24 protein-coding genes and 1 tRNA gene are annotated in these 24,758 nt (G+C 58.7%); 19 read left to right on the forward strand and 6 right to left on the reverse strand.

Going from position 1 to position 24,758, the window contains the following annotated elements; genetic code table 11:
* Position 1: 1 nt before the first annotated feature.
* Positions 2 to 532, reverse strand: coding sequence for an NfeD family protein (locus Q7W83_RS00610; protein ID WP_150639956.1), 531 nt, complete (start codon positions 530 to 532; stop codon positions 2 to 4).
* A 259-nt stretch (positions 533 to 791) separates the two neighbouring features.
* Between Q7W83_RS00610 and Q7W83_RS00615 the strand changes: the two genes are divergently transcribed.
* The 9 genes from Q7W83_RS00615 to Q7W83_RS00655 all read left to right on the forward strand — a co-directional run bounded on the left by Q7W83_RS00615 (position 792) and on the right by Q7W83_RS00655 (position 9,314).
* Positions 792 to 1,253, forward strand: coding sequence for an aminoacyl-tRNA deacylase (locus Q7W83_RS00615; protein ID WP_150632935.1), 462 nt, complete (start codon positions 792 to 794; stop codon positions 1,251 to 1,253).
* Positions 1,254 to 1,392: 139 nt separating this feature from the next.
* Positions 1,393 to 1,638, forward strand: a complete 246-nt coding sequence (locus Q7W83_RS00620; protein WP_150632934.1) for a DUF2789 domain-containing protein — start codon at positions 1,393 to 1,395, stop codon at positions 1,636 to 1,638.
* A 126-nt stretch (positions 1,639 to 1,764) separates the two neighbouring features.
* Entirely contained in the window at positions 1,765 to 2,193 is a 429-nt protein-coding gene (locus tag Q7W83_RS00625; RefSeq protein WP_150632933.1) for a MarR family winged helix-turn-helix transcriptional regulator, read from the forward strand.
* The gene (locus tag Q7W83_RS00630) at positions 2,190 to 4,262 is read left to right on the forward strand and encodes an FUSC family protein (RefSeq protein WP_458378034.1); all 2,073 of its coding nucleotides are present in this window, start codon (positions 2,190 to 2,192) and stop codon (positions 4,260 to 4,262) included. Before Q7W83_RS00625 ends, Q7W83_RS00630 begins: the two co-directional genes overlap by 4 nt.
* Positions 4,259 to 4,468, forward strand: a complete 210-nt coding sequence (locus tag Q7W83_RS00635) for a DUF1656 domain-containing protein (protein ID WP_008034684.1) — start codon at positions 4,259 to 4,261, stop codon at positions 4,466 to 4,468. Before Q7W83_RS00630 ends, Q7W83_RS00635 begins: the two co-directional genes overlap by 4 nt.
* On the forward strand, positions 4,465 to 5,352 hold the full coding sequence (locus Q7W83_RS00640) for an efflux RND transporter periplasmic adaptor subunit (RefSeq protein WP_473655543.1): 888 nt from the start codon (positions 4,465 to 4,467) through the stop codon (positions 5,350 to 5,352). Before Q7W83_RS00635 ends, Q7W83_RS00640 begins: the two co-directional genes overlap by 4 nt.
* The gene (locus Q7W83_RS00645) at positions 5,349 to 6,797 is read left to right on the forward strand and encodes an efflux transporter outer membrane subunit (protein WP_473655544.1); all 1,449 of its coding nucleotides are present in this window, start codon (positions 5,349 to 5,351) and stop codon (positions 6,795 to 6,797) included. Before Q7W83_RS00640 ends, Q7W83_RS00645 begins: the two co-directional genes overlap by 4 nt.
* A 93-nt stretch (positions 6,798 to 6,890) precedes the next feature.
* Positions 6,891 to 7,526, forward strand: coding sequence for an NADH:ubiquinone oxidoreductase subunit N (locus Q7W83_RS00650; protein WP_150632929.1), 636 nt, complete (start codon positions 6,891 to 6,893; stop codon positions 7,524 to 7,526).
* Between the two features lie 282 nt (positions 7,527 to 7,808).
* On the forward strand, positions 7,809 to 9,314 hold the full coding sequence (locus Q7W83_RS00655) for a YdgA family protein (RefSeq protein ID WP_150654343.1): 1,506 nt from the start codon (positions 7,809 to 7,811) through the stop codon (positions 9,312 to 9,314).
* A gap of 2 nt (positions 9,315 to 9,316) precedes the next feature.
* On the opposite strand, the gene Q7W83_RS00660 is transcribed toward Q7W83_RS00655, so the two are convergent.
* Positions 9,317 to 10,843: an FAD-dependent oxidoreductase gene (locus Q7W83_RS00660; RefSeq protein WP_150654342.1), complete on the reverse strand. Its 1,527-nt coding sequence runs from the start codon at positions 10,841 to 10,843 to the stop codon at positions 9,317 to 9,319.
* A 139-nt stretch (positions 10,844 to 10,982) separates the two neighbouring features.
* On the opposite strand from Q7W83_RS00660, the gene Q7W83_RS00665 reads away from it, so the two are divergent.
* The 5 genes from Q7W83_RS00665 to Q7W83_RS00685 all read left to right on the forward strand — a co-directional run bounded on the left by Q7W83_RS00665 (position 10,983) and on the right by Q7W83_RS00685 (position 14,776).
* Positions 10,983 to 11,543, forward strand: coding sequence for a YbhB/YbcL family Raf kinase inhibitor-like protein (locus Q7W83_RS00665; RefSeq protein WP_150654341.1), 561 nt, complete (start codon positions 10,983 to 10,985; stop codon positions 11,541 to 11,543).
* An 87-nt stretch (positions 11,544 to 11,630) separates the two neighbouring features.
* Positions 11,631 to 13,322, forward strand: coding sequence for a vWA domain-containing protein (locus Q7W83_RS00670; protein WP_473655545.1), 1,692 nt, complete (start codon positions 11,631 to 11,633; stop codon positions 13,320 to 13,322).
* Between the two features lies 1 nt (position 13,323).
* A complete protein-coding gene (locus Q7W83_RS00675) occupies positions 13,324 to 13,890 on the forward strand; it encodes an RNA polymerase sigma factor (RefSeq protein ID WP_473655546.1) in 567 nt (188 codons plus the stop codon).
* A complete protein-coding gene (locus tag Q7W83_RS00680) occupies positions 13,887 to 14,489 on the forward strand; it encodes a hypothetical protein (RefSeq protein WP_150654339.1) in 603 nt (200 codons plus the stop codon). The genes Q7W83_RS00675 and Q7W83_RS00680 overlap by 4 nt, the downstream gene beginning before the upstream one ends.
* Before the next feature lie 20 nt (positions 14,490 to 14,509).
* Entirely contained in the window at positions 14,510 to 14,776 is a 267-nt protein-coding gene (locus Q7W83_RS00685; RefSeq protein ID WP_224788086.1) for a hypothetical protein, read from the forward strand.
* A gap of 81 nt (positions 14,777 to 14,857) precedes the next feature.
* On the opposite strand, the gene Q7W83_RS00690 is transcribed toward Q7W83_RS00685, so the two are convergent.
* Together Q7W83_RS00690 and Q7W83_RS00695 are read right to left on the reverse strand one after the other, a co-directional pair.
* The gene (locus Q7W83_RS00690) at positions 14,858 to 15,151 is read right to left on the reverse strand and encodes a DUF3077 domain-containing protein (RefSeq protein WP_150632922.1); all 294 of its coding nucleotides are present in this window, start codon (positions 15,149 to 15,151) and stop codon (positions 14,858 to 14,860) included.
* Between the two features lie 915 nt (positions 15,152 to 16,066).
* Positions 16,067 to 16,267, reverse strand: coding sequence for a KTSC domain-containing protein (locus Q7W83_RS00695; RefSeq protein WP_150632920.1), 201 nt, complete (start codon positions 16,265 to 16,267; stop codon positions 16,067 to 16,069).
* Between the two features lie 372 nt (positions 16,268 to 16,639).
* Between Q7W83_RS00695 and Q7W83_RS00700 the strand changes: the two genes are divergently transcribed.
* Complete coding sequence (locus Q7W83_RS00700) at positions 16,640 to 16,807, forward strand: hypothetical protein (RefSeq protein WP_191623721.1); 168 nt, start codon at positions 16,640 to 16,642, stop codon at positions 16,805 to 16,807.
* Positions 16,808 to 16,814: 7 nt separating this feature from the next.
* A complete protein-coding gene (locus tag Q7W83_RS00705; RefSeq protein WP_150632919.1) occupies positions 16,815 to 18,485 on the forward strand; it encodes an anti-phage dCTP deaminase in 1,671 nt (556 codons plus the stop codon).
* A gap of 449 nt (positions 18,486 to 18,934) precedes the next feature.
* Here the strand turns inward: Q7W83_RS00705 and Q7W83_RS00710 are convergent.
* Positions 18,935 to 19,011 (reverse strand) — tRNA-Arg (locus tag Q7W83_RS00710).
* Between the two features lie 348 nt (positions 19,012 to 19,359).
* Between Q7W83_RS00710 and gabD the strand changes: the two genes are divergently transcribed.
* From gabD to Q7W83_RS00725, 3 genes are all read left to right on the forward strand, one after another.
* Positions 19,360 to 20,802 (forward strand): NADP-dependent succinate-semialdehyde dehydrogenase, encoded by a 1,443-nt coding sequence (gabD, locus tag Q7W83_RS00715; RefSeq protein ID WP_150633171.1) that lies wholly within the window; start codon positions 19,360 to 19,362, stop codon positions 20,800 to 20,802.
* 185 nt (positions 20,803 to 20,987) lie between these two features.
* The gene (gabT, locus tag Q7W83_RS00720; RefSeq protein ID WP_090177104.1) at positions 20,988 to 22,265 is read left to right on the forward strand and encodes a 4-aminobutyrate--2-oxoglutarate transaminase; all 1,278 of its coding nucleotides are present in this window, start codon (positions 20,988 to 20,990) and stop codon (positions 22,263 to 22,265) included.
* A gap of 141 nt (positions 22,266 to 22,406) precedes the next feature.
* Complete coding sequence (locus Q7W83_RS00725; RefSeq protein WP_473655547.1) at positions 22,407 to 23,621, forward strand: HDOD domain-containing protein; 1,215 nt, start codon at positions 22,407 to 22,409, stop codon at positions 23,619 to 23,621.
* 38 nt (positions 23,622 to 23,659) lie between these two features.
* Here the strand turns inward: Q7W83_RS00725 and Q7W83_RS00730 are convergent, their stop codons facing one another.
* The gene (locus Q7W83_RS00730; protein WP_150633169.1) at positions 23,660 to 24,649 is read right to left on the reverse strand and encodes a GGDEF domain-containing protein; all 990 of its coding nucleotides are present in this window, start codon (positions 24,647 to 24,649) and stop codon (positions 23,660 to 23,662) included.
* Positions 24,650 to 24,758 lie beyond the last annotated feature (109 nt).

A 24,758-nucleotide genomic window follows, 5' to 3' on the forward strand; every position in this document is an offset into this window, starting at 1 on the left:
GTTATTCTCCACCCGGCGCCGCGTCAGCCGCGGCCACTTTCAGCACTAATCCCTTGCGTGCCACCACCCGGACCTGTTGCCCGGGTTGCAGTGGCGTGGCGCTGAGTACTTGCCACTGCTCGCCTTGCAGATGCACCCAGCCGTTGCAGGCATTGCCCGGCTGCAACGACATCACCGGGGTCACGCTGCCAACCAGTCCGGCATCGCCGCTGACGGTCTGGCGCGGACGGGTCTTCAGCGCGTGGATCAGCAGGAAGATCAGCAGCAATGCACTGATCATTCCCAGGCCGATCATCAATGGCACAGGCACCTCGGTGTTGGTCAGGATCACCGCGCCAATGACGAACATCACGATGCCACCCAAGCCGATCACGCCGTAGTTGGGCAAGGCAGCTTCGGCGATCAGAAACGCGACGCCGAAGGTGATCAGCCAGATCCCCATGGGGTTGGGAATCAGCACGATGGTGTCGGCCGCGAACGCCGATCCGCTCAAGGCCAACAGCAATGCAAGTGCACAGCCACGAATGTTCACTTGGCCCTCCTTGTAGGTGCGAGCTTGCTCGCGATGAACCTGAGAGCGCCTCGCCCATCCATTCAGTCCGCATTCCCGATAACGCCCATCGCTAAATACAGTCTAGTCGAGCAATGGGTTGTACGATTTTTAGTCAATTTTCGACATTGTTCCGGTGGGCAGATTTCCCACGCGGTGTCGTCATCAGGCCTAGACTTTTCAGTGGTGAGAAAAGGTTTATTCATCGTCCGCAACGTTGTCGCGGACACCGAGGTGCATCATGCGTATGGCAAGAACCGTGCAGAGAAGCCTGGAAAAGGCGCGCTGCGAATTTGACATCGTTACCCACCCTCACTCGGCCAGCAGCCTTGAAACGGCGCGTGTCGCGGGCATTCCTGCCGAGCGGGTGGCCAAATCGGTGATTCTTGACGATCACCACGGCCATTACTTGATGGCCGTGCTGCCGGCGAGTCGTCACCTGGATCTGAGCAAAGTGCGCAGCAGCGGCGAATGGCAGGTCTCCCGGGAAAGCAATCTGCCGCACCTGTTCGATGATTGCGAACGTGGCGCGGTGCCGGCCCTGGGCGAGGCCTATGGGCTGGACGTGGTTATTGACCCACTGCTGACCCGGCAGAAAGACATTTATCTGGAAGCCGGCAACCACACCAACCTGCTGCACATGAACATGCCGGAGTTTCTGAAAATGGTGCCGCATGCCGAAGTGCGGGAGTTGAGCTATTAGTTTTTGCGGCGTCCGTTACATCGCCTTCGCGGGCAAGCCACGCTCCCACAGGGATCTCGCCATTCCTGTGGGAGCGTGGATTGCCCGCGATTGACTGCGCAGCAGTCGCCCATCCTTTGCCATTCCCAAGGAGCCCGACATGGAATCCCCAACCCACAGCCTCCCCTCCCTGTTCAAACAACTCGGCCTGCCGGATGACGCCGAAAGCATCGATAAATTCATCGCTACCCACTCACCGCTCAAACCGGAATTGCATTTGGCCGATGCTTTTTTCTGGAGCGAGAGCCAGGCGCAGTTTTTGCGCGACGATATTCTCGATGACGCGGATTGGGCGGAGGTGGTGGATCAGTTGGATGTGCTGTTGCGAAAAGGGCGCGGTGGTTAAAAATCGATCATCTGCCTAAGAATTGTTTCAAAACTTGACCAACTTTCCCCTCCAATGACATATTGATAGTTAGCAAACTAACAGTGTGTCTTTTCTCTCGTGTCAAAAAACCTCGACGCTCTCCAGATGAACATCAGCAGCTCCATGGTGGTGGCCGCCCGGCATTGGCGGAAGATCTGCCAGACCACGCTGGTCAACTATGGAATCTCCGAAGCCTGCGCCGTCCCGTTGTTGATGATCGGCCGGTTAGGCGAGGGTGTGCGGCAGGTGACGGTGGCGCAGGCGGCCGGGATGGAGAGCCCGTCGCTGGTGCGGCTGCTCGATCAGCTGTGTCATGCCGGCTACGTTCGTCGAACCGAAGATGCGCAGGACCGCCGCGCCAAATGCCTGAGCCTGACTGACACCGGTCGGGAACTGGTGCAGGCCGTTGAAATCGAGTTGGTGCGCTTGCGCAATGAAGTGCTGGAAGGGATCGCCCCGAGTGATCTGGAAGCAGCGTTGCGGGTATTGAAAGCGTTTGAAGCGGCCGGTGCTCCGTCGTTGGTGAACCCTTGAGCGGATTTTTTACCGGCGTTCCTCCGGCGCGAGACTGGTTCTACGGTGTGCGCACTTTCGCGGCGTCGATGATTGCGTTGTACATCGCCATGCTCATGCAAATGCCGCGTCCGTACTGGGCGATGGCCACGGTCTACATCGTTTCCAGCCCCTTCGTCGGCCCGACCAGTTCCAAGGCGCTGTACCGCGCAGTCGGTACATTGATGGGCGCGGCGGCGGCGGTGTTTTTTGTGCCGATGTTTGTCCAGAGCCCTTATGTGCTGGTGGTGGTCATCGCGCTGTGGACCGGGATTCTGCTGTTCCTGTCGCTGCACCTGCGCACCGCCAACAGTTACGCATTGATGCTCGCCGGTTACACGCTGCCGCTGATCGCCTTGCCCGTGGTCGATAACCCCCTGGCGGTGTGGGATGTGGCTGAAGCGCGGACTGAGGAGATCTTCCTCGGCATCGCCGTCGCGGCAGTGGTTGGTGCGATGTTCTGGCCACGGCGGCTGGCGCCGGTGTTCAACGACTCGGTGAACAAGTGGTTCACCGATGCCTCGACCTACAGTCTGCGATTCCTAAACCGCAACGTGCAGCCCGATGAAGTCAGCGCGCTGCGTTCGGCGATGGTTGCGACATTCAATACGCTGGAGTTGATGATCGGTCAGCTACCCCACGAAGGTGCGCGCCCGCAAACCGTGCGCAACACCAAGGAACTGCGCGGGCGAATGATTCATTTGCTGCCGGTAATCGATGCCCTCGACGATGCGCTCTACGCCCTCGAACGCCGCACGCCGGAGCTTGTGGATAAGTTCGCGCCGTTGCTGGCAGCGACTACTGAATGGCTCGACCACAAAGACGCCAACCTCGATCGCTGGCAAACGCTGAAAGATCAACTCGAAGCGCTGCAACCGTCCGCCGAGGCGCTGGATGATCGCAAGCAACTGCTGTTCTCCAACGCGCTGTATCGCCTCGGCGAATGGATCGATCTGTGGCAAGACTGCCGCAGTCTGCAATGCGCGATTCAGTGCGAAAGCCAGGACAGCTGGCGCGCGGTGTATCGGCACTGGCGCCTCGGTCGCCTGTCGCCGTTTCTCGACCGTGGGCTGATGCTTTATTCGGCGGCGTCCACCGTCACCGCGATCATCGTCGCCTCGGTATTGTGGATTCTGCTCGGCTGGACCGACGGCGGCGCTGCGGTGATTCTGGCGGCGGTGGCGTGCAGTTTTTTCGCCTCGATGGACGACCCGGCGCCGCAGATTTACCGGTTCTTTTTCTGGACGGCGATGTCGGTGCTGTTCGCCAGCCTTTACCTGTTTCTGGTGCTGCCTAACCTGCATGACTTCCCGATGCTGGTGCTGGCGTTCGCCGTGCCGTTCATTTGCATCGGCACCCTGACGGTCAAGCCGCAGTTTTACCTGGGCATGCTGCTGACGCTGGTCAACACCTCGTCCTTCATCAGTATTCAGGGCGCTTACGACGCGGATTTCCTGAGCTTCGCCAACTCCAACCTGGCGGGCCCGGTCGGTTTGCTGTTTGCGTTTGTCTGGACCCTGATCGCCCGGCCGTTTGGCGCGGAACTGGCGGCCAAGCGCCTGACCCGTTTCAGTTGGCGCGACATCGTCAGCCTGACCGAGCCGGCCTCCCTGGCCGAACATCGCCGCTTGGGTGTGCAGGTACTCGACCGCCTGATGCAGCATTTACCGCGTCTGGCCATGACCGGCCAGGACACCGGCGTCGCGTTGCGCGAAGTGCGCGTGGCGCTGAACGTGCTCGACCTGCTGGCCTACACGCCGCGTGTGCTCGGCGTACCGCAAACATTGCTGCACCAAGTCGTGGCCGAGGTCGGCGAGTACTTCAAAGCCTGCCTCAAGGCCGGCGAGCGTTTGCCGGCACCGAGTGCGTTGTTGATGACGATGGACCGCGCGCGCCGCACCCTGAACCGCGAATGCGATGACGGCGCCCGTCTGCACCTGCTGCACGCCTTGAGCGGCTTGCGTCTGGCATTGCTGCCCGGGGTGGAATTCCTCGGCACCGGCGACCTCGAAGAACCGCTTCCCCATGGCATCGATGGAGCGCCTTTATGATCGGTGATCTGGATATCAGCGGGGTGTTCCTGCCTACGCTGCTGGTGCTGATGGGCATTACGTATGTGATTTACCTGCTGGTGCACGGGCTGCTGACGCGCCTGCACTTTTACCGTCTGGTCTGGCACCGGGCATTGTTCAACGTGGCTCTCTACGCCTTGCTGCTCGGCGCCGTGGACTCACTCAGTCGATACCTGATGACATGAAAAAACCTTTTTTGACCCTCGGCCGTGTGGTCCTGACCCTGTTGATCGTGACCTTCGCCGTGGTCGTGGTCTGGCGCATGGTGATGTATTACATGTTCGCGCCCTGGACCCGTGACGGGCACATCCGCGCCGACATCGTGCAGATCGCTCCGGACGTGTCCGGGCTGATTCAGCAAGTGGACGTGCGCGACAACCAATTGGTGAAACGCGGCCAGGTGCTGTTCAGCATCGATCAGGACCGTTTCAAACTCGCGCTGCGTCAGGCCAAAGCGGCGGTCGCCGACCGTCAGGAAACCCTGGCGCAGGCGCAACGCGAAGCCAAGCGTAACCGCGGCCTCGGCAATCTGGTGCCGGGCGAGCAACTGGAAGAGAGCCAATCACGAGTCGCCCGCGCCGAAGTGGCGTTGATGGAAGCGCAAGTGGCAGTGGATAGCGCCCAGCTCAACCTCGACCGCTCGACCATCCGCAGCCCGGTGGACGGCTACGTCAACGACCGGGCGCCCCGTACGCAGGAATTCGTCACCGCCGGGCGCCCGGTATTGTCGGTGGTGGACAGCAATTCGTTTCACATCGACGGCTATTTCGAGGAAACCAAACTGGACGGCATTCATGTCGGCCAGTCGGTTGATATCCGCGTGATTGGCGACCGCGCTCGCCTGCGCGGGCACGTGGAAAGCATCGTCGCCGGCATCGAAGACCGCGACCGCAGCAGCGGCAGCAACTTGCTGCCCAACGTCAACCCGGCGTTCAGCTGGGTGCGGCTGGCCCAGCGGATTCCGGTGCGGATCGCCTTCGATCACGTGCCGTCGGACTTCCGAATGATTGCCGGGCGCACCGCGACGGTGTCGATCATCGACGACCAGCAGCAGGAGCCGGGCAAATGAGCAGGGCCTCGGGTTTGGCGGTGGCCGGATTAGGCCTGCTGCTGTCGGCGTGTCAGGTGGTCGGGCCGGATTATCACCTGCCGGCCGAGGCCGCCGTGCACCGGGAAGACGTTCAGGGTGACTTGGCGGTGAACGGCAAAAATGTCATTTCTGCGCCGGTGCCGAGCGATTGGTGGCGCCTGTATCAAGATCCGCGACTGGATCAGTTGGTGCAGCAAGCCATGGCGTCCAACACTGACTTGCGTGTGGCCGCCGCAAACCTGTCCCGCGCCCGCGCGCAGCTCGATGAAGCCCAGGCCGCAGGAGGCTGGAGTGGCGGCGTGAAGCTCGGCGCCCAGCGTTTGCAGGAGTCCGGCGAAGCCTTCCTGCTGCCGGAAAAAGTGCCGGTGGCTAATGTCGGCGACATCGGCATTACCACCTCGTACCAATTCGACCTGTTCGGCACCTTGCAGCGCGGGATCGAGGCCGCCAAGGCCAATGCCGATGCGACGCAAGCGGCGGCGGATACGGCGCGAATCACCTTGGTGGCCGACGTCGTCCGGGCCTACACCCAAGTGTGCGCGGCCAATGAAGAGCGGGAAATCGCACAGCATTCCCTCGACCTGCAAGCCCAAGGCACCTCGCTGATCCAGCGTTTGCGCGATGCGGGGCGTGGCGATGAAACCCAGGTCACCCGCTCGCAAACCCAATTCAAATCCCTGCGCGCCGACATGCCGCGTTATGAAGCGGCGCGTCAGGCGGGATTGTTCCGTTTGTCGATGTTGTTGGCCAAACCGGTCGACCAATTGCCGACCGGCACCGCCACGTGCGCCGAATTGCCGAAAATCGCGCAATTATTGCCGGTCGGTAACGGCGTTACCTTGCTCAAGCGCCGGCCCGATGTGCGTCAGGCCGAGCGCCGACTGGCCGCCGCGACCGCTGGCATCGGCATCGCCACCGGCGAGTTGTACCCGGACATCAGCATCGGCGCGACCGTCGGCACCGTCGGTATTCTGGAGAATCTCGGCAAACCGGCGACCAACCGCTGGGGCTTCGGTCCATTGCTGACCTGGACCGTGCCGTCCAATGGCTCCCGGGCGCGAATCCGCGAGGCAGAAGCGGCGACCCAAGGCGCCCTGGCGCATTTCGATGGCGTGGTGCTCAACGCCATTCGCGAGACACAAACCGGTCTGGCCCAGTATTCCGCGTTGCTGCAACGCCGCGATGCGTTGGCGGATGCCGAGCAGTCGGCGCAATTGGCTGCGGACCAGACCCACCGCTTTTTCACGGCCGGTCGCGAATCGTTCCTGGCCGATCTGCAAGCCACGCGCACCTACACTGATGTGCGGGCGCAACTGGCCTCCGCCAACACCCAGGTTGCCATGAGCCAGATCGATTTGTTCCTGGCTCTGGGCGGTGGCTGGGAAAGCGGACGAACGCAAGCGACGAACACCAGCAAACCCTGAGGCCGTTGCTATGCTTTGATGTGTTGGGCTGACGCGCTACGAGCCACGCCAGTCCGCAGATCAAGGCTCGCGTTGGTCATGGGGACTCTAATAATGAAAAACCCTTATGCTCCCGGCTTCTGGTGCGCTATTGCGGCGTTGGTGTTGCTGTCGGCCACCTATTTCTACGGCATCATGCTGGCTCACCAGATCGACAAGGCACTGGTGTTCCTCGACAGCGCATCCGCACTGATTGCCGTGATGGCCATCGTGGTGGTGGCCTGGGCTTCGTTCCAGGGCCAGCGCATCAAAAAAAGACATCTCGAACAAGGCAAGACGCTGGTGCTGATCTGGGACACCAAGGTCGCTCTGCGCCGGGTCGAAACGGTGTTCGATCGTTATTTCTGGGGCAGTTACTGGCAACCGGGGCGCACGTTCCAGGAAGTCATGGGCGAACTCACCGGCACGCCGCTGGAAAAGAGCCTCGAAACGCTGAAGAAGCAATGTCTTGAGCTGGACAAGCAAATCGCCGAAGACGACTGGCACTGGCTGAACAACGCCCGAGAACTCTCTGATGTTGCCGCCGCCATGGCCCGCGAGCGTTATCAGCTGGATTTCTGCGACCCGCGCGCGGACGTGGCGGGCGGGGCGGTGATCAATCGGGATTTCGAGGTGCTGGTGTATACGTGGACGGCGCGGCTGAAAAGCTTTGATCATCAGCTGGATGAGATGGAAGTGCAGTATTCCTGAATTGATGCCGTCGGCACTGACGCCATCGCGGGCAAGCCCGCTCCCACAAGGATCACGCTGAACCTGTGGGAGCGGGCTTGCCCGCGATGGCGATTTTAAGTGCACCGAAACTCTCAACCCCTTCGCACGGTCCATAGACACTCTTTAACCTTTAAACATTGGGCCACCCGATGCGCCTGATGCTAATCTCCTTCGCACTTTCAGCGCAGTCGTGTCCGTACGCCGTCATGGGTTCAGGGAAGACGACCACACCTCAAACAACGGACATCGAACGGGTCATTCATGAATAAATCAGCAGGCGTGCTTCTTGGAATTGTCGTGGCCATCGGTGCAATCAGCGCTGGCGGTGCCTGGTTCACCGGCACCAAACTCGAAGGGGTGCTGAACACCTCGATCGCCGACGCCAACAAAGAACTGCAAGCCGCACTGGTCGGTTCCAACGGCACCGCGTCGCTGGAACTGGTGTCGCTTGAGCGCCACGTGTTCAGCAGCACCGCGCACTACCGCCTCAAGGGCGAGGGCGAGATGTTCGGCGAGGCGCCGGTCGAATTGCTCTTTGTCGATCACATCGAACACGGTCCGCTGCCGCTTTCGCGTCTGATGTCACTGAAGTTGTTGCCGGTCCTGGCCACCAGTCACTACGAACTGGAAAAGACCCCGATCACCGAGAAGTGGTTCGCCGCGGCCAAGGACAAATCGCCGCTCACCGGCGTGGTCAACATCGGTTACGACAACGCCACCAACGGCACCCTCGAATTGCTGCCGCTGGATGTGGCGCTGGACGACAAGTCCCACCTGAAATTCTCCGGCCTGAACCTCGATGTCTCGGCCAACGCCCAGGCGCAGAAAGTCAAAGCCAACGGCTACATGGACAGCTTCACACTCACCACCGTGGCTGAAGACCAGACACCGGTAAAAGTCGAATTGAGTGGCCTGACCCTGGCCAGCAATCTGGTCAAAAGCACCTACGGCTACTACACCGGCGAGAACACCGTCGAGCTGACCGACAGCAAAACCACGTTCGGCGCGCAACAGTCGGTGTTGGGCATCAAGAAATTCGAAATGAAGAACCAGACCGAGGAGTCGGGCACGAACGCTTCCGGGCGAGCCGATTACAAGATCGGCGAAGTGTCCTTGAACGGCAAGACGGTCGGCTCCGCGCAAATGGCCATGAGCCTGAAGAATCTCGATATTCCGTCGACGATGTCGTTGATGCAGATCTACCAGACCAAACTGCAACCCTACGAAAAAGCCGCCGCCGAAGCGGCTGCCGCTGGCGAGCCGGCACCCGAGCTGGTCTTGACCCCGGAGGAAGAGGCTCAGGTAAAAATGGGTCTGGAGAAACTGCTGGCCGCCGGCCCGCAAGTGGCTCTGGAAAACCTGTCGTTCACCACCGCCAACGGTGAAAGCCGCGCCAACCTGGTGCTCGACCTGACCAAACCACAATCCATGGACCTGCCGCCGGATCAACTGACCCAACAGCTGATCGCCCTGCTGGACGTCAACATCAAAGTGTCCAAGCCGATGCTGGTTGATTTGCTCAGCGTGCAGGGCCAAATCGACGGTCAGGCCGACGCCAAGGTCATTGCCGATCAAGCCACCGCCACCGCCGACATGTTCGGCGCCATGGCGGTCGGCACGCAATTCGCCAAAGCCGACGGCAATGACATCGTCAGCAAACTGCATTACGCCAACAATCAAGTGGAATTCAACGGCCAGAAAATGACCGTCGAAGAGTTTGTCGGCTTCGTGATGAGCAAACTCGGTGGTGCGGGCGTGGTCCAGTAACGCTAGACGTCCCGAATCAGCCGCCACGCCTCGTCAACCGGCAGCGGCTGTTTCATCCGCTCGGCCAGCATCGCCATCGCCCGCTCTTCATCGCAGGCGATGGCGGCGGTTACCACGCCATTCTTGCCAAACAGGCCGATAAAGGGTGGATGGTACGGATCGCCCTTGAACTCGACCTCGTCCCACGTTTCGGCATGACCGAGGTAGTCGTAGTTTTTGCCGAAGTGCCAGGTCCAGAAGTACGGCACATCCAGGTAGTGTTCATCACCGCCCAGCATGTTTGCCGCTGCAATCCGCGCTTGTTGTTGGGCCAGGCGCCAATGCTCGATTCGTTGCGGCTGGCCGTTGAGCGGGAAGGTCGCGATATCGCCGGCCGCCCACAGCCCCTCGGTCACGCGCATACCGCCATCGACCTTGAGTGAATGATCTTTTTCCAACGGCAGATCGTTGAACGGCCCGGTGGCCGGGCTGACGCCAATGCCGACCAATACCAGATCCGCCGGCAAACGCTGACCGTTATCCAGGCGCACCGCTTCGACTTTGTTCGAACCTTCGATTTGCGCGGCCTCGCCCTCCGTATGAAACACCACGCCGTGGGCCACATGGCGGGCAAGAATCGCTTTGCCGACCGTTTCGCCGAACTGCTTGGCGAAGGGCACCGCGTGGCGGGCCAGGACGGTGACATCCAGCCCGTATTCGCGTAAAGCCGCAGCGGATTCCATCGCGATAAAGCTGTCGCCGATGATCACTGCCCGCTGGCCGGGTTTGGCAGCGCTCAGAATTTTTTGTGCCTGATCTTTCGTGCGCAGCAAGAACACCTGCGGCAGGTCGGCGCCGGGCACGTCGAGGGCGTTCGGTGTGCCGCCCGTGGCGATCAGCGCGGCGTCATAGGTCAATGTTTGACCGTCCTTGAGCTGCAGGGTCCGGGTCTTGGCATTCAGGCTCGCCACTTCACCGTTGATGCGATCGATGCGCTGCTCGCGGTAAAAGCTGTCGTCACGCAGCGGTGGCACTTCGTCCGGCGGCATCTCCCCGGCAATCACGAATTTGCTCAACACGGTGCGGTCGTAACCGGCGTCAGCTTCGCGGTCGATCAGTAGCACGCGGCCACCGAAACCCTTTTCACGCAGCGCCGCTGCACCCGCCGTGCCTGCGGCGCCAGCGCCGATAATCACAAACGTGCGTTCATCATCGGCCGGGGGGGTGTGAGCATCCGCAAGCGGGTTTTCGTCGACCCAGACGTCGTCGTCGCGCACTTCCAGGGGATAGCGCTTGAGGCTGTCCAGCGACGGCGGTTCACACAACGCGCCGTCCTCGATCCGATATGCGGCCTTGTGCCACGGGCAAATCAGACGTCCGTGACACAGCGCGCCCTCCGCCAGCGGCGCCCCGGCGTGGGGGCATTCGCCCTGATAGGCGCGCAATTGCGCGCCGACCCGCAGCAAGACGATTTTGGTGTCCCCAATCCGAACTTCCAGGCCACGGTTATCGGGAACATCGGCAAAACGGGCAACGCGGTGCAGTGCCATGATCGCTCTCCAGGCAGGCGTTTCACTTAAGAGTTTGGCGCCTATCCCGTGGTTCAGCCAATTCCCACTGCCACCGCACGAACGGTTTGGCTATAGTTTGCACGCCGACCACGGCCTCACCCGCACAAGGTGCTCCGGTATGACCCGATTGACCTCTCTGAACCCTTGGCTGGCGGCCGTTGCCGTCGCCCTTTGCGTGCAGTTTCCGGCGCAGGCCGCAGAACGATTTACCGTCAGCATCCCCGGCGTTTCGGACAACCGGCTGTTCACTTCGGCGGCGGCCAGCGATGCTGCCGGTTGCGGCGGCAAGAACCAGTCTCCGGCCCTGAGCTGGACTGCCGCGCCGCCAGGCACCCAGAGCTTCGCCGTCGTCATGCATGACCCGGACGGCCAGAAAGGCCTCGGCGTCGATCATTGGGTTCACTACGGCATCAAGGCCGCAACCCGTCAGATTCCAGCCGGAGTGGGCGCCAAGTCCGCGTTCGAAGGCGTGGCTGGCAGCAACAGCAAAGGCACCACCGGCTACATCGGCCCTTGCCCGCCGGTCGGCGACAGCTCCCATCACTACATCATCCAGCTCTATGCCCTCGACCTGGCTCCGGACGCCTTGCCTGCCGGCCTGACCCGCGTGCAGTTGCTGGAAAAAATCAAAGGTCATGTGCTGAAAAACAGCAGCGTGGTGCGGCGTTATCACCGCTGAAGTTTTTTTCAGCGGGTTTAACCCGAACCGGTCGTGCTGCCCGTCTCAGAGGATGAATGGATCAATTTCCTCCTGAGGTCAGCCCCCATGTCCCTCCCTCTGCATGTCCTCCGCCCGGCCGCCCAGGGTTTCGCCGCCGGGTTGCTGCTGGCCGTTGCCGGTTGCGGTGTTTCGTCCAAGCCTGAATCTGCGGCGGTTCCGGTTTCGCCTCCGGCACAAAGTACGTTGGTGCGAAGTGAAGCCGTCATGGCCGATGCGACTCTGGCCAAGCGCAGTGTAAGTCCGGCGCCCATGGCAGGTTTTGCCCCGGAATCTTCACCTCCGGGTTATCAGGATGAGCCGCGCGAGCAATATCAAGCGCTGGCGGATAACCCGATTCACAGTGTCGCCGAAGCGCCGGTCTCCACCTTCAGCGCCGACGTCGACACGGGCGCTTACGCCAACGTTCGCCGCTTGCTCAATCAAGGTCGCTTGCCACCCGAGGGTGCGGTGCGCCTGGAGGAGATCGTCAATTACTTCCCCTACGATTACGCCTTGCCTACCGATGGCTCGCCGTTTGGCGTGACCACGGAACTGGCACCGTCGCCGTGGAACCCGCACACCCGCTTGCTGCGCATCGGCATCAAGGCATCGGATCGCGCAGTGGCTGAATTGGCCCCGGCGAACCTGGTGTTTCTGGTGGACGTGTCCGGTTCGATGGACCGTCGCGAGGGGTTACCGTTGGTCAAAAGCACCCTGAAATTACTGGTCGATCAATTGCGCGAGCAGGATCGGGTGTCGCTGGTGGTCTATGCCGGCGATTCGCGTGTAGTGCTCGAACCCACTTCCGGACGGGAAAAGGCGAAAATTCGTACAGCCATTGATCAATTGACTGCGGGCGGCTCCACCGCCGGGGCATCCGGCATCGAACTGGCCTATCAAATGGCACAACAAGCCTTTATCCCCAAAGGCATCAACCGCATCCTCCTGGCCACCGACGGCGATTTCAACGTCGGCATCAGCGACTTCGACAGCCTCAAGCAAATGGCTGTGGATAAACGCAAGACCGGCGTATCCCTGACCACCCTGGGTTTTGGTGTGGATAACTACAATGAACACCTGATGGAACAACTGGCCGACGCCGGTGACGGTAACTACGCCTACATCGACAACCTGCGCGAGGCACGCAAGGTGCTGGTGGATCAGCTCGGCTCGACCCTCGCCGTCGTGGCGAAGAACGTGAAACTGCAAGTGGAGTTCAACCCGGCGCAGGTCAGCGAGTATCGGCTGTTGGGGTATGAGAATCGCGCATTGAAGCGTGAGGATTTCAGCAACGACAAGGTCGATGCCGGTGAAATTGGCGCAGGGCATACGGTCACGGCGTTGTACGAAATCGTGCCGAAGGGTGAGAAGGGTTGGTTGGAGCCGTTGCGGTACGGCGGCGTCGAATCAACGGCTTCTGGTAAGTCTGGGGAATTGGCGATGCTGCGTGTGCGTTATCAACCGCCGGAAGGTGGGAATAGTCGGCTGATCGAGCGCCCGATTGCGGCTGGCTCTGAAGGCAAAGCCAGTGATGACCTGCGATTTGCCGCGGCCGTAGCGGCGTTTTCCCAGCAGCTCAAGGACGGGCGTTACACCGGTGATTTCAGCCTGAAGGACACTGAGGCATTGGCTCGCGGTGCGCGGGGTGATGATCGATTCGGTCTGCGTGCAGAATTCGTGCAATTGGTGGAGTTGGCGCAGAGCCTGCGAACCACGACCGCATCCAATAGTGAGCCGCATAAAGGAGGCTACAACTGACATGTCTGCTCCCGAATCGAGCGACGAAACTCTGCTGGCCCGCTATCGCTCAGGCGACGGCCCCGCGTTCGAGACGCTGTACGCCCGTCACCGGCAAGGACTTTATCGGTTCCTGCTCGGCCTCAGCGGTAAGTCGGAACTGGCCGAAGAGGTTTACCAGGACACCTGGCTGAGCCTGATCCGCAGCACCAGTCAGCCACAAGGTCGGGCGAATTTTCGTACGTGGCTTTACCAGATCGCCCGCAATCGCCTGATCGATAACTGGCGCAAACACGGAATCCGCAGCCCCTTGCACGATAGCTATGACGAACAGACCCACGCCCTGGCCGATGACGCGGCCGATCCCGAGCAACTGCTGAGCTTGAGCCGCGATAACCAGCGCCTCGAGGCCGCCCTGCAAACCTTGCCCACCGATCAGCGCGAAGTATTCCTGCTACGCGCCCACGGCGATCTCGACCTGCCGCAGATCGCCACCCTCACCGAAACACCGCTGGAGACCGTCAAAAGCCGCTTGCGCTACGCCCAGCAAAAACTGCGTCGGCTGCTGGCCGAGGAGGTACTGACATGACTGACGCCCGCAAAACACCGGAAGACCAAGTGCTGAAGCACTTCCGCGAGCATTCGACCGGCGAACCACCGGCGCATCTCGATGCGTTCATCCTCGCTGCTGCACAGCGTGAAGTCTCCGCGCCGAAACCGAACCTGTGGCAGCGCTGGGTTCAGGCGTGCCAAAAACCCCGTTGGCAAGTGGCTTTCGCCAGCCTCGTCGGCGTCGCGTTGATGCTGGCGCTGGTGCAACGCACGCCGGAACAAGTGCCGAGCTATGACTTCGCTCCCAAATTGTCCGAGCCGGTCGCTAAAAAAGAGGCTGCACAAGCGCCGTCGTCGGTTGCGCGCTCTCTCGCGGCGCCAGCGCCGGCCGCACCGATGGCAGGTTTCACCGCCCCCGCGCAAAGCGAATCGATCAACGCCGAAATGGCCGATGAAGCAAAAGTCAGCAAACGTGCAACCGCCCCGGTGAAAACCCTGGATGAGCAATTGCTTGAAGTGATTCGCCTGCAGAACGCCGGTCAGACACACGCGGCGGATGGCTTGATGGCGACATTGCACAAACGCTTTCCCAAGGAAAACCTCAAAGCCCGACTCGAGGAATTGAAGAAAAACTGAGGACAACGGTGCTCCGCGATTTGGCATCAACACCTGAAAGCGCGCACTATCGACCCATAGCCGATGCGTTGGAGGATGCCGTGGCAAAAAAAATCGACCGCATCGCCCAAATGCTCAATTGCCCGGAAAAGGGTGAGGAACTTCGGCGAGCAGTGACGGAGAGTCGTAAGGAGTTTCTTCTGGCGAAGCAGGCGGAAGAAGCTCTGGAGGAGGACGTTCTTGATGATGAAGAGATTGAGGACGACGAAGACGATGATTACGATGAGTTTGATTGGACGACTGAGTAAGAGCGGCACTTAGGAAGCAATGCTCTTTCAAATTGCAGATCCGTACAAATCAGGATCCGCAATTTGAATGGTGGGTTGCCGCTATTCTTTGGTTTTACCTTTCCGCGAAGGTTCGTCCCGCGTCAGCACTTTCACAGCATCATCTACCAATGCCTTACTCAGCGCCGTCAGATAATGTGCCGCCCAGGCATGACGATCGCTTTCTTTGTCATATGCCGCATCTCTGGTCAGTGCCTTGGCAAGGAAAAGAAAGTCAGAAGCCATGCCTAGCGCGTCGTCGAGAGGCACATCGCGAGTGACGTGGAAGACTGCCTTATCCAGGCAATAGATGGCAGGCGTTAAGCCGATGGTTTTCAGTTCTGATGGATCGGTCATTTGCCACCTCCATTGATGGAGGTGCGGGGGAATTGCGATTCGAAATCGCGTTGGGTGGTAAGTCGAATTTCATACGGATTGATGCTGCGCATTTTTACTTCCTTGATTTTAGAAGTTGCCGCGCATTCGATACCAAGCGAATGGGTGGCAACTGTGCGCAGGTTGGTAAACCGGGGAATCAAGGAAACCGGCACGTCCGAAGACGTCCCACGCACAGCCGCCATAGCACAAGATCACAGACGAAAAAAAACGCCTGCAAACGTGTTTGGGGCGCTGTTGCGCCTTTATTCCATCGGGTTACCAAGCCCGGCCGCTGAATTGGCAGCGACGGCGGAAGGGTATCGTGCGGGATGGTCACCTGCAACCTCTGATGTTGGTTGAATGGCAACGGCGAATGTCAGAGCACTAGTGGTCGCCGACTACTGAAGAAACTACCCAAGAAACGCCCAAGGACTACCCAAGACACTTGCCATGGCCAGCATGCGAACGACTCTGACGCGCTCACTCAAATCGAACCGTCAAGTTTTCCTTGACGGTTGCATTGGGCTAACCAGAAGTTGCCGAGATGCCCTTACCCCTTATAATCGCTAACAACACGGCCCCTGTCGGTTGATGCGCCTCCGCGCTGAGATTTCTCAGGGGTTTTTTATTGCCTGGCCCTCTCCACCTGGCAGGCATTTTCTTACGGTGCCGTCGTGTATCTACGAGTAAAACTGCGGGATCCTGCAGGTGACAGGCTCACCGAATTATTGAATGCCACTTCTGCCGTCTGCCGCAGTTGTCAACTTTTAGTTGACAACTGCGGCGTCAGTCAGCTGAGCACCCGGGGGGGGATGTTCGGATAGGGCAAAGGCGTGGGTTCACACGGTCCAAGCTGCTAGTCGGGTCGTGTATACAAAAATCAAATGCGGTGACCTAGCACTGGTAGCGATCTTTGATGACTCTGTCGAAATATGAACCTTTGGAGCCTGACGTCATCAAGCCTTGGTGTACGTGTGATGGAACGCGGCAGAAGTCGTACGTCCGTCCTTGTTTGAACGTAATTTTCATCCGGCCGGTGGTGGCATCGTAGCCCACAGCTGAAATTGCCGACGAGATGACTCGAACCATATCCATCGCGCTTTCCTTAAATTTGACTCGCTACCAACCTGATAGCTTGGCTACTGATACTAGCTGATGACTGACATTCCAATACTTTGGCAGTCCTTGAGCCCGCGCCAATAGGGTGCGCAAGCTGTCACGAGATACCGTCCGTCAGCTTAACGAGAGAAGGAAATCAAATATGGTAACTTCCGCGGCCAGTAAACACCTGCGTATTGACAGCTTGGCGTTTTCCGGTAGGCTGGCGCGTCAGTGCCGGCCTACCGGGAAACGCCAAGCTAACAACAACAGTGCCCCAACATTTTTCTATGCATGGTCTAACCTTGTGTTGACGTCACTTACACATTAGCCGGCAGGTGGGACTTTTTTACTAAGGACAATACGCCGATGAGAACTGAAGAACGCGTTGAAACGCCAGTCGCTAAGGTCGCTCGCGGTGAGGAGTCTCGCGGCTCTGTAGTTTTCTCGGATGCATTCGTTGAACGCAGAAAGCAAAAAGAATACCAGCACGCGATTAAACAAATAGCAGAGCGCGCCAAAAAACTCGATTGGTAGTTTTAATATGGCAACAGGGACGGTTAAAAGTTTTCCTCAAAAAGGAATAGCTGAAAGTACTCGCACTGATCACGATCAGAATTTACAGGAAAAGATTAAGTCTCGTCGCACCAACGAGCTTATTATTGGTGTATGCGGAGCTGTAGGATGCAACCTACAAGATGTTGTCTCCGAGCTGAAGGACCAATTTGGTGCATTTTCTTATGAAGTCACCATTGTCAAAGTAAGCAGTCTCATCAAAGAGCTTGCAAAAAAACACAGCGATCTATCGTCGATTGATATTGGATCAATTGAGAATCTCGATTTTTTTTCGCGCTATACCGCACTCCAAGATCTTGGTAATGATATCCGTGACAAATTTACTGATGACGCATTGGCTATCCAGGCTATTAAATTCATCTCTACTAATCGCCAAGTAAAGATGAATGAAAGTGGGGATGCGATCCCGCCCCGTGCTGTTTATATTGTGGATCAACTTAAACACCCGGCAGAAGTAGAACTGTTCCGCCTGACGTACCGGAATGCTTTTTTCCTAGTAGGTGTGATGAGTCCTCAGAATGCTCGTTTGGAGTATCTGCAAACGGAAGGGTTGAGCCCTGTTGATGCACAGAATCTGGTCGAACGTGATCGCAAAGAGAACGTCACTCATGGGCAGCAGCTTGAAAAAACAGTCCACAGGGCTGACTTTTTCGTTAAGCACAGTTTAAAAAACTCCGGAAACATCACCAAACCCTGCAAAAGGTTTGTTGGCTTGGTTCATGGCGAGAACGGAATTACCCCTACTCGTGACGAAGCGGGTATGTATGCGGCCTACGCTGCCTCATTGAAGTCAGCATGCCTTAGCCGCCAGGTTGGCGCCGCGATTGCGAATGGTTCCGGCGATGTGATCTCTGTTGGTTGGAATGATGTTCCGGCGGGTGGCGGTGGTCTCTATAGCGAAGATTCCGAAAATGACCAGCGTTGTGTTGTGCACGGTAAAAAGTGCTACAACGACGATACCAAGCAACGACTGGCCAAAGACATCGTATCCATACTTTCGGAGGTCAAGAGTAACGACAATAGCGATAAACGTAATGAGCTTGAGAAAGAAGAGGTTACTCCGGCGCTTATTTTTGCGAAAGTTGGTGGATTAGATGAGGCCGGCGGGAATAACACCCTACTTAGCTCCGCGGAAGCAGCTAGGTTGGCGCGCCAAATACTCGAAATTACCGCGCTGGGCTCTATTATCGAATATTCTCGTGCCATTCATGCGGAAATGGAAGCAATTCTTAATATTGCTCGAAGTGGGAAAAGTTCTACTCTCGGGGCGATAATGTATACAACTACTTATCCCTGCCACAACTGTGCCCGGCATATCATTGCGTCTGGAATTTCCCGCGTGGTTTACATCGAGCCATATGAGAAAAGCTTGGCAATGAAATTACATTCTGATGCGATTTCGATAGACGAGTCTTCTACCGGAAAGGTTCTATTCGAGAATTTCCAAGGTGTTTCCCCTACGCGTTACACTACTCTGTTCGCATTCAGTCATCGTCGCAAAGACAAAACTGGTCAAGCCGTTCGAATTGTTGGCAAGGATGCTTCGCTTATTTCTCACGAATATTTAGATTCTTATATCGATGTTGAAAGCAAGGTGGCAGTCAAAGGGTTAGAAGACAGCGGCGAAGCTCCTAATTAAAGAATTCGGTCGGCCGAACGTCCATTTTCGGCCGAGCCCACGCCAAAAATTAACAAAAAAATGCGGACGTCAAAAAGAGCGCGATTCTAACGGAGGTGCTGTCCTGTTACCTCGTCGGGTAACCAAGCCCATCGCCGAGTTGGCAGTGGGCGGCAGTGGCAGAAGGGTTTCGTGCAGGCCGATCTCCGCAACCTCCACAGATGCACACGTCAGTTAACGATAAAGTGGCAACCGACTTTTTATGCTGGACTTTTGTACGAGCGTTTTCCCAAAGCCGTGCGATTTGTCTCGTATCCGTCGACGGGGCTGCGGTAGTAGAAGCTTTTGGTTTGCAACTACATGTTTGCCGGATCATCGGCATACAGCTGCAATTGTCATGGAATCCTAAAAACAATACTCACAAAAAAGCCCCAGACCCTACGGCCTGAGGCTTTCTCGTTTCTACTATATGGTGCACCAGGCGGGATTCGAACCCACGACCCCTGCCTTCGGAGGGCAGTACTCTATCCAGCTGAGCTACTGGTGCAAGCGGGCGCCATGATACTCATATGCACTGCGGGCGTCCATGCTGCTGAATCGACAGCGCTTTTTCAAAGCGTAACCTGCATTTGCTACGTTGATCAGAAAAAAGCAGCAAATGCGGCGTTTTCGTTCTTTTTTTCGAACAGGCTATTGTCCTTTACCCCCTTTGATCCTAGGATTCGTTTGAGATTTCAAACGCTCTTGTCTGGGTGCTGAACCGCACGAGTTCATTCCGTGCGCTATTTATGTGCTTCAGCCCGGTGAATGATTTCCCTGACGGCAGCCTTTGAGGCGCCTTTCTACAATCATAATTTGCTCCGCGCCTGTCGCGGTGCTGTTAAGGAAAGCCGACATGCAGCTTAAAGACACCCAGTTGTTCCGCCAGCAAGCCTTTATCGATGGCGCTTGGGTCGATGCGGACAATGGTCAGACGATCAAGGTCAACAACCCGGCAACGGGCGAAATTCTGGGCACTGTGCCGAAAATGGGCGCTGCCGAAACCCGCCGTGCAATCGAAGCCGCTGACAAAGCGCTGCCGGCCTGGCGTGCACTGACCGCCAAGGACCGCGCCAACAAGCTGCGTCGCTGGTTCGAACTGATCATCGAGAACCAGGACGACCTGGCTCGCCTGATGACCCTCGAACAAGGCAAGCCATTGGCCGAAGCCAAGGGCGAAATCGTTTACGCCGCTTCCTTTATCGAGTGGTTCGCCGAAGAAGCCAAGCGCATCTACGGTGACGTGATTCCGGGCCACCAGCCAGACAAGCGCCTGATCGTGATCAAGCAGCCAATCGGTGTGACCGCTGCAATCACCCCGTGGAACTTCCCGGCCGCGATGATCACCCGTAAAGCCGGCCCGGCCCTGGCCGCCGGTTGCACCATGGTGCTCAAGCCTGCTTCGCAAACCCCGTTCTCGGCATTCGCTCTGGCTGAACTGGCCCAGCGTGCCGGCATTCCTGCTGGCGTGTTCAGCGTGGTGTCCGGCAGTGCCGGCGACATCGGTAGCGAGCTGACCAGCAACCCGATCGTGCGTAAATTGTCGTTCACTGGCTCGACCGAAATCGGTCGTCAGCTGATGGCTGAATGCGCCAAGGACATCAAGAAAGTGTCCCTGGAATTGGGTGGCAACGCGCCGTTCATCGTGTTCGACGACGCGGACCTGGATAAGGCCGTCGAAGGCGCGATCATTTCCAAATACCGCAACAACGGCCAGACCTGCGTCTGCGCCAACCGTCTGTACATTCAGGATTCGGTCTACGACGCGTTCGCCGAGAAGCTGAAGGTGGCTGTGGCCAAACTCAAGATCGGCAACGGTCTGGAAGAAGGCACCACCACTGGCCCGCTGATCGACGAAAAAGCCGTGGCCAAGGTTCAAGAGCACATTGCTGACGCGATCAGCAAAGGCGCTACCGTTCTGGCGGGCGGCAAGGTCATGGAAGGCAACTTCTTCGAGCCGACCATCCTGACCAACGTGCCGAAAAACGCTGCCGTGGCCAAGGAAGAAACCTTTGGTCCATTGGCGCCACTGTTCCGCTTCAAAGATGAAGCCGAAGTGATCGCAATGTCCAATGACACCGAGTTCGGTCTGGCGTCGTACTTCTACGCTCGCGACCTGGGTCGTGTGTTCCGTGTGGCGGAAGCCCTGGAATACGGCATGGTCGGCGTCAACACCGGGTTGATCTCCAACGAAGTCGCGCCATTCGGCGGCATCAAGGCGTCGGGCCTGGGCCGTGAAGGCTCCAAGTACGGCATCGAAGATTACCTGGAAATCAAATACCTCTGCCTGGGCATCTAAGCTCGGCAGACGGGAATGCAATAAGCGGAAAGGGCACGAGAGCGCTGACCCTTTCTGCGTTTCAAATGGAATTTTCTCTGCGGCCGGGAACGCTGTGGCAGTCGATCATCGCATGCTGCCGTAGTTGCCTCCCCGCCGCATTTTCCTTGAACCACGCCGCCCGATGAGCGGTGAATGAGGACTTTATGAGCAAGACTAACGCATCCCTGATGAAACGCCGCGAAGCCGCTGTACCACGCGGTGTTGGCCAGATTCACCCGATCTTCGCCGAGTCCGCGAAGAACGCCACCGTGACCGACGTTGAAGGTCGCGAGTTCATCGACTTCGCCGGCGGTATCGCCGTGCTGAACACCGGCCACGTGCACCCGAAAATCATCGCCGCCGTGACCGAGCAGCTGAACAAGCTGACCCACACCTGCTTCCAGGTCCTGGCTTACGAGCCGTACGTTGAAGTGTGCGAAAAAATCAACGCCAAGGTGCCAGGTGATTTCGCCAAGAAAACCCTGCTGGTCACCACCGGTTCCGAAGCGGTAGAAAACGCCGTGAAAATTGCCCGTGCCGCCACTGGCCGTGCTGGCGTGATCGCGTTCACCGGCGCTTACCACGGTCGCACCATGATGACCCTGGGCCTGACCGGTAAAGTCGTGCCTTACTCGGCCGGCATGGGCCTGATGCCAGGCGGCATCTTCCGCGCGCTGTACCCGAACGAACTGCACGGTGTGAGCATCGACGATTCGATCGCCAGCATCGAACGCATCTTCAAGAACGACGCCGAGCCGCGTGACATCGCTGCCATCATCATCGAGCCGGTTCAGGGCGAAGGCGGTTTCTACGTCGCGCCTAAAGAGTTCATGAAGCGTCTGCGCGCCCTGTGCGACCAGCACGGCATCCTGTTGATCGCTGACGAAGTGCAGACCGGCGCGGGCCGTACCGGTACTTTCTTCGCCATGGAACAGATGGGCGTTGCTGCCGACCTGACCACCTTCGCCAAATCCATCGCTGGCGGCTTCCCGCTGGCTGGTGTGTGCGGCAAGGCCGAATACATGGACGCCATCGCTCCAGGCGGCCTCGGCGGCACCTACGCCGGTAGCCCGATCGCTTGCGCCGCGGCCCTGGCCGTGATGGAAGTGTTCGAAGAAGAACACCTGCTGGACCGCTGCAAGGCAGTCGGCGAGCGTCTGGTCACTGGCCTCAAAGCCATCCAGGCCAAGTACCCGGTGATCGGCGAAGTCCGTGCCTTGGGCGCGATGATCGCGGTCGAGCTGTTTGTTGACGGCGACAGCCACAAGCCGAACGCTCCAGCGGTCGCTGCCGTCGTGGCCAAGGCTCGCGATAAAGGTTTGATCCTGCTGTCCTGCGGCACTTACGGCAACGTTCTGCGCGTCCTGGTACCGCTGACCTCGCCGGACGAGCAGCTGGACAAAGGCCTGGCGATCATCGAAGAGTGCTTCTCGGAGCTGTGATCTCCTGACTCTGATCGATCTGTGACCTGATTGACAAAAAAACCCGCTTCGGCGGGTTTTTTTTCGTGTCCGCGGAACACATGCACTGTTTCAAATGGCCTGCATTGACTAAGGTGCAAGCAGTGCGAATGGAGTATGCAGATGACCGCTGTCGTTTTACCCGCTGTACCGCGTGTACTGATTGCCGAAGCTGACCCTTGGTCTCGCGACTTGCTCAAGCAGGTGTTGTTGAACGTGCGCTGCGATGCACGTCTGGATCTATGCGCCGACGGTCAGCAGGCGCTGGAGTTGCTGGCGGAAAATCCTTACGACCTGGTGATCGTCGATTGGGAATTGCCCGGCGTCGACGGTTTGAATATCTTGCGCTCTGTCCGCCAGCGCAAACGTAATCCGCCGTTGCCGTTTATTCTGATGAGCAGCCGCAACGACAGCGCCAGCGTGCGCGAAGCCTTGCCCCTGGCGCCCACGGCGTACCTGACCAAACCCCTGAACATGGAAAGCCTGACCCTCCGTCTGCAGGATCTGCTGCTGAACGCCGGTGAACAGGTTTCGTGTGACGTGCCGGCGTTGGCGCCCGGCATGACCTTGTCGGCGTACCTGGAGCGTTGTCGTGAATTTGCCGATGGTGCGCCGCTGATGACCGACGTGCAACTGGCGGTCAAGCGCAGCCTTAATCCCAACGGCCTTGACCTGAAACTGCTGGAAGATGAAATCCGCGTTGATCCGCAGATCACCGCCGTCCTGATCGCCGCCGCCAACAGTGCGGCCCAGCATCACGGCGCGGCGGTACAAACCCTGTCCCAGGCGCTGCATCGGCTGGGCAGCGCGCAGAGCATGAATCTGATTCTGGGGTTGGCGCTCAAGCGCAGTGCGCGGCTCAGCGATCCGGCGCTCGCGGATTACGCCGAGCGTTACTGGAACCTGTCGCTGCACACCGCCGAATACGCCCGAACGCTGGCACGTCTGCTGGACCTGGACCAGGAGCGCTGTTACTGCGCAGGCATGCTGCACCGCTTGGGTGACCTCGCGTTGCTGCGGTGTCTGCAGGAATGGAAGCAGTCCGGCGGAGAGCTGGATGAGTGGGAGGAGGTCGGTGATGCACTCGCTGAGTTCGGCGCGGCCTATGGTTCGGCGCTGCGTACGCGCTGGCGCTTGCCCCTGGAGCTGCGAGAACTGATTGCGGCGGTCTTCCAGCTCGGTGGCGGGGTTTACTCACGCGAAGCGCTGGTGATGAACATGGCGGCGCAGATGGCGCGGTTGAATGAGCACGAAGGCCTCGAGGAACTGGCCAAGAGCCGGACGGCGCGGTTGCTCAAGATTGGTTTGCCGGAATTGATACGTTTGCGCAAAAAGTGAGTCCGACGCAGCCCCTTGTAGGCGCTGCGTTGATTGCATCAGCCGGAGATGATCCGGTTCTTGCCCTGGCGCTTGGCTTCGTACATCGCTGCATCCGCCCGGGAAAACAGACTGTCGACGTTTTCGTCCTCGGCAGTGAGGCTGGTCAGGCCCTGGCTGACGGTGATGCCGAACGTCTGGTCGGCATGGCTGAAGCTCAATCGCTGAATCTCCCGTTGCAGACGCTCCGCCACTTGCATGGCCATGTCTGGCGCGCAACCGGGGAACACGGCGGCAAACTCTTCGCCACCAATCCGTCCAAACACATCGCCGCGCCGTAAAGCCGCTTGCCCGCACTCGGCGATACGTTGCAGAACGTTGTCGCCTTCCGGATGGCCGTAGGTGTCGTTGATCAATTTGAAGTCATCGATGTCCAGCAACAGAAACGCCAATGGCGCGCCTTTTTGTCGCGCCTGTTCGAACTCAAGGCTGGCGCAGTCGAAGAAATGCCGGCGATTGCTGCTCTGGGTCAGGACGTCGGTAGTGGCCAGGCGATGCAACTCGCTTTCCATCTGCTTCTTGTCGGTGATGTCTTCGGCAATGCCGACGATGATCACCGGCTGCCCCGGCTCGGCTTGCCGGTTGATGAAGCACTTGTCGCTGAGCCAGCGCACCTGGCCGTCGGCGGCGATGATGCGGTACTCACGGTCTTCAACGGCACCTTTGACCAGCACTTCGGCGAGGCTGCGCTCGGCGTACTCCAGATCGTCGGGGTAGATGCTGTCGCGCCACTGGTTGGCATCGGACAGCAACAGGCCGGCGGATCGGCCGAAAATCCGTTCGTAGGCGGGGCTCACGTAGAGCACTTGGCGGGTTTCCCAGTTGAACGCCCAAAGCACCGCGTTGACGCTCACCAGCAGCGAGCTGAATAGCTGTTCGCGTTCGCTCAGGCGCGCGACTTCGCCTTGGGCATGCATCAGCGCCATCAGGGTTTGCGCGGCTTCCGGCCACTGGGGCAGGGATGCGTCTTGCGGGTTCTTGTTGACCATCGACACAAATCTCAAGGACGTGCCGCGAGTTCGACAGCGGCCACAGCAAAGCCCGCCGTAGTGGCGAAGTGTCTTTGAGATAGGGGATTTGGAGCTAAGTTCCGAAGGG

Source organism: Pseudomonas sp. 300 (assembly GCF_055803035.1).